This window comes from Streptomyces griseiscabiei (assembly GCF_020010925.1).
GTDB lineage: Bacteria > Actinomycetota > Actinomycetes > Streptomycetales > Streptomycetaceae > Streptomyces > Streptomyces griseiscabiei.
On sequence record NZ_JAGJBZ010000001.1, the window covers coordinates 809026 to 822517 of the forward strand.

Sequence of the window (13492 nt, forward strand, 5' to 3'; positions counted from 1 at the left end):
TCACCGGCTGTTCCACAGCGCGAGACGCCCTCCCGGGGCGGCCGGCGGGAGGGTCAGAAGGGGTGGACGCCCACGGGCGTGGCCGGGGGCGGGCCGTAGCCCTCGGCGATGCGCAGGTGGTACGTCTGGCGGTCGATGACCTCCAGGCCGACGATCTCCCAGGGCGGCAGCCCGGCCGTCCGGCGGTGCTCGCCCCACAGCCGCAGGGCGACGGCGGCCGCGTCGTGGAGGTCGCGGGCCTCCTCCCAGTAGCGGATCTCGGCGTGGTCGTTGGCATAGCGGCTGGTCAGCAGAAAGGGGTGGTCGTGGGCGAGCTGTTCGAGGCCGCGCCGCACCTCCTTGAGGGGGGCCTCGGGACCGGAGACACTCAGGGTGACGTGCCACAGCCGGGGCAGGTCCTGCGGTTTCTCGGCGCTCTCGCCCTCGTACGTGTCCGAGGCGGCGACGCTGGTGAGCGTCCGCTCCTCGCCCGCCGCACGGGAGGTACCACCACCACGGGACGCCGCGGCCCCGGGGCGTACTCGTCTCACGACGGCCTCCTTCGCAACGATGTCGTGCCTCGTATCAGGTCGTGCAGCAGCTCTTCACAGGTCGTGCGGAATCCCCCTGGGACAAAGTTGAGCAGGCTCAGGGCCTTCGCGTGGTGGTTTTACGGAACGTGCACCGCCGGGGCCCGTGCTCCGGCCCCTCCAGGGGGCCGCTGGTCAGGGGTGCAGGAGGACGAGGTCGTCCCTGTGTACGACCTCTCGTTCGTACGCGGGACCCAGCTCGCGCGCCAGTTCCCGGGTCGATCGGCCGATCAGCTGGGGGATCTCCTTGGCGTCGAAGTTCACCAGTCCGCGCGCGACCGCCCGGCCCGCGCCGTCGCGCAGTTCCACGGGGTCACCGGCGGTGAAGTCGCCCTCGACGGCCGCGATGCCGGCCGGCAGCAGCGAGGTGCGGCGCTCGACGACCGCGCGCACGGCCCCGTCGTCGAGGACGAGCGCGCCCTGCGGGGTGGAGGCGTGCTGGAGCCACAGCAGCCGGTCGGCGGACCGCTTGCCGGTGGGGTGGAAGTACGTCCCGGTGTCCCCGCCCGACAGGGCGTCCGCCGCGTGGACCGCGCTGGTCAGGACCACGGGGATGCCCGCCCCGGTGGCGATCCCGGCCGCCTCGACCTTGGTGACCATGCCCCCGGTGCCGACGCCCGCCTTGCCGGCGCTGCCGATCTCCACGTGCGCGAGGTCCGCGGGCCCCCGTACCTCCGCGATCCGCGACGTACCGGGCCTGCCGGGGTCGCCGTCGTACACCCCGTCCACGTCCGACAGCAGGACCAGCAGGTCCGCCCGTACGAGGTGGGCGACGAGGGCGGCGAGGCGGTCGTTGTCGCCGAAGCGGATCTCGTCCGTGGCGACGGTGTCGTTCTCGTTGACGACCGGCAGCGCGCCCATCGCGAGGAGCTTGTCGAGGGTGCGGGAGGCGTTGCGGTGGTGGGCGCGGCGGCTCATGTCGTCGGAGGTGAGGAGCACCTGGCCGACGCGGATGCCGTAGCGGGCGCAGGAGGCCGTGTAGCGGGCCACCAGCAGGCCCTGGCCGACGCTGGCGGCGGCCTGCTGCCGGGCGAGGTCCTTGGGGCGCCGGCGCAGGCCCAGCGGGGCGAGTCCGGCGGCGATGGCACCGGAGGAGACGAGGACGACCTCCCGCTCGCCACCGCTGCGGGCCTTGGCGAGGACGTCCACGAGGGCGTCCACCCGGTCCGCGTCGAGGCCGCCGGACGCCGTCGTCAGCGACGAGGAGCCCACCTTGACGACGATCCGGTGCGCTTCCGCCACGCCCTGCCTTGCCGCTGACACGCTCATCCCCCATGTTCCGAACCGGCCCGGCGTGCGTACTCCGGTGTGTGTACTCCGCATCTCTACTCCGCAATCTACGGGAGCGCGCGGACCGTCGGCGTCCTCATTTCGAGGGGCGGACGGCGGCGGTGCCGGGGGCGGACGGGGTGGTCCGTCTCCGGCCCCTTCCGAAGGGCCCTTCGGAAGGGGGCCTTCATGAGGAGATGCCGGGACAGCCCTCTGGGTTCCATGCGTTATGTCCGACTACCGCCGATTGCTCCTGTCGAAGATTGCTCCCCGGCCTCCCTAGGTCATACGGTCAGGGATCGGCCTCCTTCAGGCCACCCCCAGACTCACCCTCCCCCCTCCGTCCGTCGCACCCTCCGCAGGAGCCCAGCCCGTGCCCTCCGCAGGCCTCGCACCCCGCCGCATCGCGCAGCTGTCAGCGCTGTTCGCGATGTTCGCGCTCTTCACGGCCCAGACCGTCTCCGCGCTGCTGCCGAACATTCCCTTGTTCGTCGCCGCGAGCGCGGCGGGCCTCGTCCTGGACACGTTCCTCCAGTACCGGGATCCCGGACTGCTCTCACTGCTGGGCAAGGTCCGCTTCGACGCGCTGGTCCGCCAGCTGCTGCGCGACATGCTGATCCTGGTGGGACTGCTGCGCATCGACGGCCTGCCGCTGAGCGAGCAGGCCCCGCTCGTGGTCGGCCTTCTGGTCTTCTACGTCGCGCACTTCACCTGCCAGGCCGTCTCGGTGCTGGTCCGCCGCACCCGGACGCTGCCGATCGTCACCCGCAACATCGACGCCTCCGCGCTGCGGCTCACCGCCTCACCGCCGCGTCTCCTGGCCCGCCGCCAGGCGCACCGCCTGCTGACCTTCTCGCTGCCGATCACGGCCGGCCTGGTGCTCACCGCGGCCACGAAGGACGCCACCTGGGGCGGTCTGGGCCTCGGCGCCTCGCTCGGCGCTCTCGTCGTCGGTACGGCGTACCTGGCGACCTGGCTGCTGCCGAAGAAGCGCGCCAAGAGCGAGCAGCAGGTCATGGAGTGGCTGGACCAGTGGCTCGCCGACTACCGGCCGACCACCGCGATGTACTTCTCCGGCGGTACGACGTCGGCGTACCAGGCGAACATGTGGCTCTCCACGCTCTCCCAGCTGGAGAAGCCGCTGATCGTGCTGCGTGAGCGCTTCATGGTGCAGAAGATCGACGCGACCGACGTGCCGGTCATCTGCTTCCCGAAGGTCTCGACGATGTTCTCCCTGGAGAACTCGACGCTGAAGATGATGCTGCACCCGGCCAACGCCGCGAAGACCTCCCAGGTGCTGCGCATCCCCACCGTCAAGCACGCCTTCATCAACCACGGCGAGAGCGACAAGCTGTCCTCCTGCAACCCGTACGCGAAGGCGTACGACGAGGTGTGGGTCGCCGGTCCCGCCGCGCGTGAGCGGTACGCGCTCGCCGAGGTCGGGGTCGAGGACAAGGACATCGTCGAGGTCGGCCGTCCGCAGCTGGCGCCGATCCGCCCGTACGCGGGCCCGCCGACCGGCACGTTCACGACCGTCCTCTACGCCCCCACCTGGGAGGGCTGGGACGGCAACCCCGGCAACACGTCCGTGGTCCTGGCCGGCGAGAACATCGTCCGGGGGCTGCTCGCCGACGACAACGTCCGGCTGCTCTACAAGCCGCACCCGATGACCGGTTCCGTCGACCCGCGCGCGGGCGCCGCGAACGAGCGGATCAAGGCGATGATCCGCGAGGCCAACACCAAGCGGACGGGTACGCGGCCGGGCGCCGACGCCGCGGCCGAACTGGCCCGCCGTACCGCCGAGCTGGACAGGCTCACCTCGACCTCCTTCCGGGCCAGCGCGGACGAGATGGAGCGGATGCTGCTGCAGGGCACGCCCAGCGGTGACCGTGAGGCGGCGATCTTCGAGGCGACGCTGGCCTGGGAGAAGGCGTACTGGGCGTCGTTCCCGGAGTGGGAGCACCGGATCGTCACCGAGGCGCGGCCCGCGATCTTCGCCTGCTTCAACGTGTCGGACCTGCTGATCAGCGATGTCTCGTCGGTGGTCTCCGACTGGCTGTCCAGCGAGAAGCCGTACTCGGTCGCCAACACCTCCGGGCTGTCGGAGGAGGCGTTCCGCACGGCCTTCCCGACGGTCTCCGCGGGTGTCGTGCTGACGCCGAAGGCGGGCGGTGTCCCGGCGCTGCTCGACTCGGTGCGCAACCCCGAGAAGGACCGCTTCGGCAAGGCCCGCGCCGACCTGAAGGAACAGCTCCTCGGCCCCTCGGACCCGCCGTCGCTCGTCCGCTTCGACCGCGCGGTCAAGGCCCTGTGCGCCAAGGCCGACGCCCGCCGTGTCCGCATGGAGTCCCGCCTCGTCGACGAGATGCCGTCGCCCCGGGAGACCGGCGACGAACTCACGGAGGGCGAACCCTCGGAGGGCGAGCCCACGGAGGCCCTCGCATAGCCCCCTGCAACGACCGAAGGGCCCCGGAGATGTCTCCGGGGCCCTTCTTCGTCGTCCGGCTCGAACACCGCGCGCCACGGCCTCGGCCGCGCCCGCCCCGGCCGTCCTGGGACGGCTCGGACCGGAGCGGCTCGGACCGGGAGCGCTCGGACTAGAACGGCTCGAAGTCGTCGTACTCCTTCTGGAGCTCGTCCCGCGCCGCCTGGCGGTCACGGCGACGCGTGACGGCCGGGCGGGGCTCCTCGAAGCGGTGGTCCTCGCCACGGCGGCCGAGCATCTCCGCGCCGGCCATGACGGTCGGCTCCCAGTCGAAGACGACCGCGTTGTCCTCGGGTCCGATGGCGACGCCGTCGCCGGAGCGGGCGCCCGCCTTCATCAGCGCTTCCTCGACGCCCAGGCGGTTCAGGCGGTCGGCGAGGTAGCCCACCGCCTCGTCGTTGCTGAAGTCGGTCTGGCGGACCCAGCGCTCGGGCTTCTCACCCCGGACGCGGAACAGCCCGTCCTCCTCCTGCACGACCGTGAAGCCCGCGTCGTCGACGGCCTTGGGCCGGATGACGATCCGCGTCGCCTCCTCCTTCGGCTTGGCGGCACGCGCCCGGCCCACGATGTCGGCGAGCGCGAACGACAGCTCCTTCAGCCCCATGTGGGCGACGGCGGACACCTCGAAGACCCGGTAGCCGCGGGCCTCCAGGTCCGGCCGCACCATCTCGGCGAGGTCCTTGCCGTCGGGCACGTCGATCTTGTTGAGGACGACGATCCGGGGCCGCTTGTCGAGACCGCCTCCGTACTGCGTCAGCTCCTCCTCGATGATGTCGAGGTCGGAGACGGGGTCGCGGTCGGACTCCAGCGTCGCGGTGTCGAGGACGTGGACGAGGACGCTGCAGCGCTCGACGTGGCGCAGGAACTCCAGGCCCAGGCCCTTGCCCTGGCTCGCACCGGGGATCAGTCCGGGGACGTCGGCGATCGTGTAGACCGTCTCGCCGGCCGTGACCACGCCCAGGTTGGGGACGAGGGTGGTGAACGGGTAGTCCGCGATCTTCGGCTTGGCGGCGCTGAGCACCGAGATCAGCGAGGACTTGCCCGCGCTCGGGTAGCCGACCAGCGCCACATCGGCGACGGTCTTCAGCTCCAGGACGATGTCGCCCGTGTCACCGGGCACACCGAGCAGCGCGAAGCCGGGCGCCTTGCGGCGGGCGGAGGCGAGGGCCGCGTTGCCGAGGCCGCCCCGGCCGCCCTGCGCGGCGACGAAGGAGGTGCCCTGGCCGACGAGGTCCGCGAGGACGTTGCCCTGCCGGTCCAGCACCACCGTGCCGTCCGGCACGGGCAGGACCAGGTCCTGCCCGTCCTTGCCCGACCGGTTTCCGCCCTCGCCGGGCTTGCCGTTGGTGGCCTTGCGGTGCGGGGAGTGGTGGTAGTCGAGGAGAGTCGTCACCGACTGGTCGACGATCAGGATGACGTCGCCGCCCCGGCCGCCGTTGCCGCCGTCGGGGCCGCCGAGCGGCTTGAACTTCTCCCGGTGGACGGAGGCACAGCCGTGGCCTCCGTTACCCGCGGCGACATTCAGCTCGACGCGGTCCACGAAGGTGGTCATGGTGGGTGCCTCCAGATACGCGCTGTGCGTGGTGTGCGTGGTGCTCGGAAATGTCTTACCTGTAACACGTCAAAGGCGGACCCGCTTCCCGTACGGAATCCCGTACGAGAAGTGAGGTCCGCCTCGACGAATCGCTCTACGGAAGCCTTGGTCGAAAGACCGGCGAGTCAGCAGACTCAGGCGGCCGGAACGATGTTGACGACCTTGCGACCACGGCTGGTGCCGAACTCGACCGCACCGGCGTTCAGCGCGAACAGCGTGTCGTCCTTGCCGCGACCGACACCCGAGCCCGGGTGGAAGTGCGTGCCGCGCTGGCGGACCAGGATCTCACCGGCGTTGACGACCTGACCGCCGAAGCGCTTCACGCCGAGCCGCTGAGCATTGGAGTCGCGACCGTTCCGGGTGGACGATGCGCCCTTCTTGTGTGCCATGTCTCCTCAGTCCCTTACTTCGCAGCCGCGGGGATCTCAGTGACCTTGATCGCCGTGTACTGCTGGCGGTGGCCCTGACGACGGCGGTAGCCGGTCTTGTTCTTGTAGCGAAGGATGTCGATCTTCACACCCTTGTGGTGGTCCACGATCTCGGCCTGGACCTTGATGCCGGCCAGCACCCACGGGTCGCTGGTCACAGCATCGCCGTCGACAACGAGCAGGGTCGAGAGCTCGACCGTGTCGCCAACCTTGGCAGTGGAAATCTTGTCAACCTCAACGATGTCGCCGACAGCAACCTTGTGCTGGCGACCACCGCTGCGCACGATGGCGTACACGCGGATCTCACTCTCTCGCTCGGGAACGGCACCCCCGCAGTCCAGCCGTCCGACATGCGTACGGCCTCTCCCGAGGCGCCCGGCGCCCGGAAGGGAATGAGGTTTACGGGGATGTGACGCGTCTCTACCTACGGACACGCCGACGGTCAAGGTTACGGGGCCACGCCCGAAGGGGTCAAACCGAGCCCCTGCCCGCACACACCGGCGCCCCTGCCCGGTGGTGAATTCACCTGGCAGGGGCGCCGGTTGGGGGCGGACGGCGAGCCGCTCGCCCCCTGTGACTCAGCTCTCGTCGGTCGAGGCCGTGACCGTGGCCGACGACTGCTCGGCGGCCACCGTGGTCTTCTTCGTGGCGGCCTTCTTCGTCGCCGCCTTCTTGGCCGTGGCCTTCTTCGCGACCGTCTTCTTGGCGGCCGCCGTCTTCTTCGTGGCGGCCTTCTTCGCGGTGGCCTTCTTCGCCGTCTTCCGCGCCGCCGTCTTCTTGGCGGGCGCCTCGGCCGCTTCCTCGGTCCCCGTCTCCTCGGCGACCGGAGCCGCCGCCTCGACCTGAGCCTCGGCCACGTCCTCGGCGGACGCCGACGGAACCACGACCACGGCCGCCTCGGCGGACGCGGTGGGCGCCGTCGCCTTGCGCACGGCACGCCGGCGCGGACGGGCCGGAGCCGCGCTCTCGGCGGCCTCGGCCGCCTCGGGCTCGGGGACCGGCTCGGCGGCCTTCTCGACCACGGGCTCGGCCACGGGCTCCGCGACCGGCTCGACCACCGTCACCACGGCGTCGTCCGCCGCGGCCCCGGCCGGCGCGCCCGCGGGGGCCGACACCTTCCGGGTCGCCCGGCGACGCGTACGGCCCTTGGGCGCGGCCTCCTCGACGCTCGGCGCGGCGGCCGGCGCCTCGACGACCGGGTCCTCCACGGCCACGGGCTCCGCCTCGGCGGCCTCCCGCGACTTCGGGGCACGGTCCTCGGAGACGGTGGCGGCCACGGTCTCGCGGGGCTCACGCGACTTCGGGGCACCCGAGGGCGCGGACGCCCGCCGGGTCGCCCGACGCCGCGAACGGCCCCGTCCGACCGCAGCCTCGGCCTCGGCGACGCTGCTGTACAGCTCCTCGTCCGGCTCGAACTCGGGCGCGGGCAGCGCCACGGGCTCGGCGACCTCGGCGGCCACCTCGGCCTCGACCAGTTCGGCCGGCTCCACCGTCTCCACGGCCTCGGTCACCTGCTCGTGGTCGTGCTCGGCGCCACCGCGGCCACGCTTGCGGCGCTTACCGCCGCCACCGCCGCCGCCGACGGCCGTCGGCTGGTCCATGTGCACGATGACGCCGCGCCCGTTGCAGTGGACACAGGTCTCGGAGAACGACTCCAGCAGGCCCTGCCCGACACGCTTGCGGGTCATCTGGACCAGGCCCAGCGAGGTGACCTCGGCGACCTGGTGCTTCGTCCGGTCGCGTCCCAGGCACTCCAGCAGGCGCCGCAGCACCAGGTCCCGGTTGGACTCCAGGACCATGTCGATGAAGTCGATGACGACGATGCCGCCGAGGTCGCGCAGCCGCAGCTGGCGCACGATCTCCTCGGCCGCCTCCAGGTTGTTCCTGGTGACCGTCTCCTCCAGGTTGCCGCCCTGGCCGGTGAACTTACCGGTGTTGACGTCGACCACGATCATGGCCTCGGTCTTGTCGATCACCAGCGAACCACCGCTGGGCAGCCACACCTTGCGGTCCAGCGCCTTCATCAGCTGCTCGTCGATGCGGTACGTCGCGAAGACGTCGACCTCGGAGGTCCACTTCTGGAGCCGCTCGGCCAGGTCGGGCGCGACGTGCGAGACGTAGCCGTGGATGGTCTCCCAGGCGTCCTCGCCGCTGACGATGACCTTGGAGAAGTCCTCGTTGAAGATGTCGCGGACCACGCGGACGGTCATGTCCGGCTCGCCGTACAGCAGCGTCGGCGCGTTGCCGTTCTTCGCCTTCTTCTGGATGTCCTCCCACTGCGCCTGCAGGCGTTCGACATCGCGGCGCAGCTCGTCCTCGCTCGCGCCCTCGGCGGCGGTGCGCACGATGACGCCCGCGTCCTCGGGGACGATCTTCTTGAGGATGGTCTTCAGCCGGGCCCGCTCGGTGTCGGGCAGCTTGCGGCTGATGCCGGTCATCGACCCCTCGGGGACGTACACCAGGTACCGGCCGGGCAGCGAGACCTGGCTGGTCAGGCGCGCGCCCTTGTGGCCGATCGGGTCCTTCGTCACCTGGACGAGGACCGATTGGCCGGACTTCAGGGCCGACTCGATGCGGCGCGGCCCGTTGGCCATGCCGAGCGCCTCGAAGTTGACCTCGCCGGCGTACAGGACGGCGTTGCGGCCCTTGCCGATGTCGATGAAGGCGGCCTCCATCGAGGGCAGCACGTTCTGGACCTTGCCCAGGTACACGTTGCCGACGTACGAGGTCGACTGCTCCTTGTTGACGTAGTGCTCGACGAGCACGTTGTCTTCCAGGACGCCGATCTGGGTGCGCTCGCCGCTCTGGCGGACCACCATGACGCGCTCGACGGCCTCGCGGCGGGCGAGGAACTCGGCCTCGGTGATGATCGGGACGCGGCGGCGGCCCTGCTCGCGGCCTTCCCGGCGGCGCTGCTTCTTGGCCTCCAGACGGGTCGAGCCCTTGATGGACTGCACCTCGTCGGAGAACTCGGTCTCCTTGGCGCGCCGTTCGCGCGGCTCACGGACCTTGACGACCGTGCGCTCGGGGTCGTCGGAGCCCGACTCGGCCTCGGTGCCGGAGTCCCCGGCGCGACGACGGCGGCGACGACGCCGACGGCTGCTGCTGGAGCCGGAACCGGACTCCTCGCGCTCGTCGCCCTCGTCCTCGGCGTCCTCGTCCACCTGCTCGGCGGTGTCCTCGGCGTCCTGCGCGGCCTGCTCGGCGGCGGCTTCGTCACCCTCGGCGTCGTCGGCGTCGGCCGACTCGCCCCGGCGGCGACGGCGGCCCCCACGACGGCGGCGACGGCGCGAACCGGTGGACTCCTCCTCCTCGCCGAACTCGTCGCCCTCGGCGGCTTCCTCCGCCTCCTCCGGCTCCTCGGAATCCTCCGGCTCGTCGGGCTCGGCCACCGGGGCGGCGGCCACGGGCCGCTCCGCCTCGGCGGGCTCGCCCCGGCGACGGCGGCGACGGCGCGAACCGCCGGTGCTCTCGTCCTCGGCGGAGGCGCCGAAGTCGGTGGGCGCGGGGGCCTCGGCGGGCTCCTCGGCCTCGACGGTCTCGGCCCGCGCCTCGGCGGCGGCCTGCGCGGCGGCCCGCTCCGGCGTCTGGAACATCGGCTCGGTGAACACCGGCGCCTGGAACACGGCCACGGCGGGGCGGGACGGCCGGGACGGCGCGTCCTCCACGACGGGCGCGGCAGGCGCGGAGAACCCACCGGCGGCCTTCCGCGTGGTCCGACGACGGGCCCGGCGCGGCCCGGCGTCCTCGGCGGCGGCCTCCTGGGCGGCCTGGGCCGGAACGGGCTCGGCTGCGGGTGTCTCGGCGACGGCCGCCTGCACGGACTGCGGCGCGGCGCTCTCGGCGGCGACGGACTCGGCCGCCTCGGCGGTCTCGCCCTCGGGCGCACCGGCGGGGGTGGTCACCCGGCGCGTGGCGCGGCGGCGCGTACGTCCCTTGGGCGCGGCCTCCTCGGCCGTCTCCGCCACGGGCTCCGCCACGGCGGCGGGGGCAGGGGCGGCGGCTTCCACGGCCTCCGCCGGAGCCTGCGCGACCTCGGCGGCCACCGGCTCACCGGCGGGCGCGGACACCCGGCGGGTGGCGCGACGGCGCGTACGAGCGGCGGGCGCGGCCTCCTCGACAGCGGCGGGCGCCTCGGCGGCGGGCACCTCGGCCGGGGCGGCGACGGTCACAGTCTCGGGCGCGGTCTCCACGGCACTCTCCGCGGCGTCCTTGGGCGCACCGGCGGGCGCCGACGCCCGGCGGGTGGCGCGACGGCGCGTACGAGCGGCGGGCGCCGCCTCCTCCACGGCGGCGGGCGCCTCGGCGCTCTCGGCCACGGCGGTGACAGCCGGCGCCACGGTCTCGACGACCTCGACGGTCTCGGCGTCCTTGGGCGCACCGGCCGGCGCGGAGGCGCGGCGGGTCGCGCGACGGCGCGGACGGGCGGCGGGCGCGGCCTCCTCCACGGCGGGCGCCTCGGCGACCTCTTCCTCGTCCGCCTCAGCGGTCACGGTGGCCTCGTCCGCCACGGTGGCCTCATCCACCTCGGCGGTCTCCTCGGCTGCCGCGAGGTCCTCGGACTCGGCGGCCGGTATGGCCGGCGCGGTGGTCTCCGCGGCCGCTTCGGAGGCGGCGGAGGGGGGTCCCGCGGGGCGGGACGCGGCACGGCGGCGACGGCGCGGCGGCAGGGTGTCGCTCGGCGTGTTCTGCTCGGAGCCCTGCGCGGGCTCTGCGGATTCGATCGATTCGGGCATGCGGGCGTTTCTCCCGTCAGGCTCCCGGGCGCCGCACCCGGTCCGGCGTGGCCGGTGACGTCCGCGGTTCGCGTCGTGCGCGACTGCCGCCGTCCGGGGCGCGGGCGCCGCACGGGAGCTCTCTGTGTCCTGTCTCGCCGGTTCCGTACGCCATGTTGCGTACGGCCTGGCGAAAGTCTTGTGGTCGGTGCGCTGCCCGACCCAGGTGGCACCCGGATCAGAGGGCGGCGCTACGACGTCCGTCCCTACGCGGGACCCACCGGCGCCGACGCCTTCGCGGCGGCAGCGGGTTCGGCCGTTGAGGGGGCCGGCGCTGCCTCGCGGTCGGGCGCGAGCGGGTCGGTCACCGTGCCGGTCTCTTCATCGAAAGGCCCCTGCGCCAGCCTGGTCACCGCTGCGGGGACCGGCGGCGCCAGGTCGGCCACGGCGCGGAGACCGGACAGGACGTCGTCGGGTCGTACGGCAGGCGTCACGTGCCGAACAACCAGGCGCAGTATCGCACAGGGCTGGTCCGTCGGCCTATCAGCCAGTGGACCGGGCATCCCGGAGCCGTCGGATCCGACGCTCCCGGCACGTCCTTCCCGTGCGTCCCGTCCGTCACGGCTGTCGAGTTCGACGACGGCTTCCCTCGCGTCGAAGGTCCGTACGCCGTTCTTGGTCCTGCGCTGGACCTCGACGAGGTCCGCCGCCTTGAAGGCCTCGACCGCGCGCCCGGCCTCCTCGGTGTCCACGCCTTCCAGGCGCAGCTCCCACACGGAGGCCGTGAGCCGGTCGGCGAGCCCGGAGGTCCGGGCCTCGACCGCGTCGACGATGTCGAGGCCGGTGGGCAGCGACTCGTCGAGCAGGATCCTGAGCTTCTCCGGGTCGCGCGCGTCGGTGAGCGCGATCTCCAGATATTCCGCCTCACTGCCCGTGCCGGTGGGTGCGGCATTGGCGTACGACACCTTCGGATGCGGCGTGAACCCCGCCGAGTACGCCATCGGCACCTCGGCACGGCGCAGCGCACGCTCGAAGGCGCGCTGGAAGTCACGGTGGCTGGTGAACCGGAGGCGGCCGCGCTTGGTGTAGCGCAGTCGGATGCGCTGCACCGCGGGTGCGGGCGGCGGGCCTTCGGGCTGTCGCTTGCCCAGTGTCGTTCAGTCCTTCGTGAGAGCGGTCGTACTTCTACCAAGAGTACGTGGCTCGGCGGCTCCCGGTTCCCGCCTGTGGACGGGCTCCGGCTCCGCCGGTCGTCCGAAGAGCGCCGATCGCACACTTGCGCGAGCCTGGCGGACGGATTCACGGGCGGTGGCCAGGGCCTGCCGGGTGGTGCGGGCCACCGCGCGCCCGGCCTCCGCGACCGGCTTCCACACGACGTCCCGTACGACATGACCGGCGGGCGTGAGGACGGTCCGGTACACCCACCGCGTCGGTTCGACGAAGATCCACCGGAAGAGGCCCGCCAGGAACCGCCCGACGGCCAGCGAGATCCGCCCCGCCACCCGCCACGCGTGCCCGAGCGCGTCCCCGATCTCCCGTCCGACGACGGCGAGCATCCGCCCGACCGGGGCGAGCACCCAACGCCACACCGCGACCGCGGGCAGCACGAGCAGCACCCGCAGCGTCCAGTAGACGCCGAGCCAGATCCCGGTGAGGACCATCCGCACGAGCCACACCACGCCCAGGGCCACCCACGCGATCGCGTGCCCCACGGGCGTCAGCGCATACCGGTACGTCCACAGCGCCGGTACGACGAGGAGGTACCGCACCAGCCACGCGATCCCGTGCCCGAGCGGCGTCAGGGTCCACCGGTACAGCCACGCCAGCCCGGCCCGGACCCCGGTGGCCAGCCAGGCGATCGCGTGACCCACAGGGGTCAGCGCGTACCGGTACACCCACACCGACGGAACGACCAGCAGCCGGTACCCGAGCCACCCGATCCCCTGGGCGACGGGCACGACGACGTACCGCCACAGCGCCACCCACGGCCACACGAGGACGGCCCTGCCGACCCACAGCGCCGCCCGGCCCAGCGGCCGCAGCACGGTGTCCGTCAGGAACCGCCCGGCCACCACGAGCGCGTCCCACACCATCCGCACCGGAACGACCAGCACGAGCACGACGATCCGCACGGGAACCCGGATCGCGACGGCGAGGCACCCCTCGGGCGCCTGTCGCGCCGGCATCGGCTGCCGGGCGACCGGCTGCCGCGCGGGCTTCTTCTCCAGGTCCATGACGACGTAGACGCCTCAGCGCCCTGTCCGGATGCACCCGATCGTCCACGAATCGCGTCACGTACCTCCTGCCACCTCGCAACTAACCACTCACAGCCCTGAATTAGCCCACCCGTGACGACCACTTAGGCCGATTTGATGATCTACGTCCCCGTCCGGTCCAGCGCGCTGGTCGGGTCGGTGGACAGGGGTGAGGCT

General features: G+C 72.5%; 9 protein-coding genes. 1 reads left to right on the top strand and 8 read right to left on the bottom strand.

Annotated elements, in window-relative coordinates; genetic code table 11:
* Nucleotides 1-53: 53 nt before the first annotated feature.
* Both J8M51_RS03500 and proB read right to left on the bottom strand, forming a co-directional pair.
* The gene (locus J8M51_RS03500; protein ID WP_086754878.1) at nucleotides 54-530 is read right to left on the bottom strand and encodes a hypothetical protein; all 477 of its coding nucleotides are present in this window, start codon (nucleotides 528-530) and stop codon (nucleotides 54-56) included.
* Nucleotides 531-704: 174 nt separating this feature from the next.
* On the bottom strand, nucleotides 705-1811 hold the full coding sequence (gene proB / locus J8M51_RS03505; protein ID WP_086754879.1) for a glutamate 5-kinase: 1107 nt from the start codon (nucleotides 1809-1811) through the stop codon (nucleotides 705-707).
* A 400-nt stretch (nucleotides 1812-2211) separates the two neighbouring features.
* On the opposite strand from proB, the gene J8M51_RS03510 reads away from it, so the two are divergent.
* Complete coding sequence (locus J8M51_RS03510) at nucleotides 2212-4284, top strand: hypothetical protein (protein ID WP_267298955.1); 2073 nt, start codon at nucleotides 2212-2214, stop codon at nucleotides 4282-4284.
* 151 nt (nucleotides 4285-4435) lie between these two features.
* On the opposite strand, the gene obgE is transcribed toward J8M51_RS03510, so the two are convergent.
* The 6 genes from obgE to J8M51_RS03540 all read right to left on the bottom strand — a co-directional run bounded on the left by obgE (nucleotide 4436) and on the right by J8M51_RS03540 (nucleotide 13294).
* A complete protein-coding gene (obgE, locus tag J8M51_RS03515) occupies nucleotides 4436-5875 on the bottom strand; it encodes a GTPase ObgE (protein WP_086759249.1) in 1440 nt (479 codons plus the stop codon).
* 176 nt (nucleotides 5876-6051) lie between these two features.
* Complete coding sequence (gene rpmA, locus J8M51_RS03520) at nucleotides 6052-6306, bottom strand: 50S ribosomal protein L27 (RefSeq protein WP_020115438.1); 255 nt, start codon at nucleotides 6304-6306, stop codon at nucleotides 6052-6054.
* Between the two features lie 14 nt (nucleotides 6307-6320).
* Entirely contained in the window at nucleotides 6321-6641 is a 321-nt protein-coding gene (gene rplU / locus J8M51_RS03525) for a 50S ribosomal protein L21 (protein ID WP_006374708.1), read from the bottom strand.
* A 282-nt stretch (nucleotides 6642-6923) separates the two neighbouring features.
* The gene (locus J8M51_RS03530) at nucleotides 6924-11081 is read right to left on the bottom strand and encodes an Rne/Rng family ribonuclease (protein ID WP_267298956.1); all 4158 of its coding nucleotides are present in this window, start codon (nucleotides 11079-11081) and stop codon (nucleotides 6924-6926) included.
* Between the two features lie 245 nt (nucleotides 11082-11326).
* Nucleotides 11327-12169: a TIGR03936 family radical SAM-associated protein gene (locus tag J8M51_RS03535; RefSeq protein WP_086761937.1), complete on the bottom strand. Its 843-nt coding sequence runs from the start codon at nucleotides 12167-12169 to the stop codon at nucleotides 11327-11329.
* A 48-nt stretch (nucleotides 12170-12217) separates the two neighbouring features.
* A complete protein-coding gene (locus J8M51_RS03540; protein WP_179203412.1) occupies nucleotides 12218-13294 on the bottom strand; it encodes a hypothetical protein in 1077 nt (358 codons plus the stop codon).
* Between the last annotated feature and the right edge of the window lie 198 nt (nucleotides 13295-13492).

Coding starts and splice junctions, on each gene's coding strand:
- obgE (WP_086759249.1), bottom strand. CDS start 5,875: ATGACCACCTTCGTGGACCGCGTCGAGCTGAATGTCGCCGCGGGTAAC.
- rpmA (WP_020115438.1), bottom strand. CDS start 6,306: ATGGCACACAAGAAGGGCGCATCGTCCACCCGGAACGGTCGCGACTCC.
- J8M51_RS03530 (WP_267298956.1), bottom strand. CDS start 11,081: ATGCCCGAATCGATCGAATCCGCAGAGCCCGCGCAGGGCTCCGAGCAG.
- J8M51_RS03540 (WP_179203412.1), bottom strand. CDS start 13,294: ATGGACCTGGAGAAGAAGCCCGCGCGGCAGCCGGTCGCCCGGCAGCCG.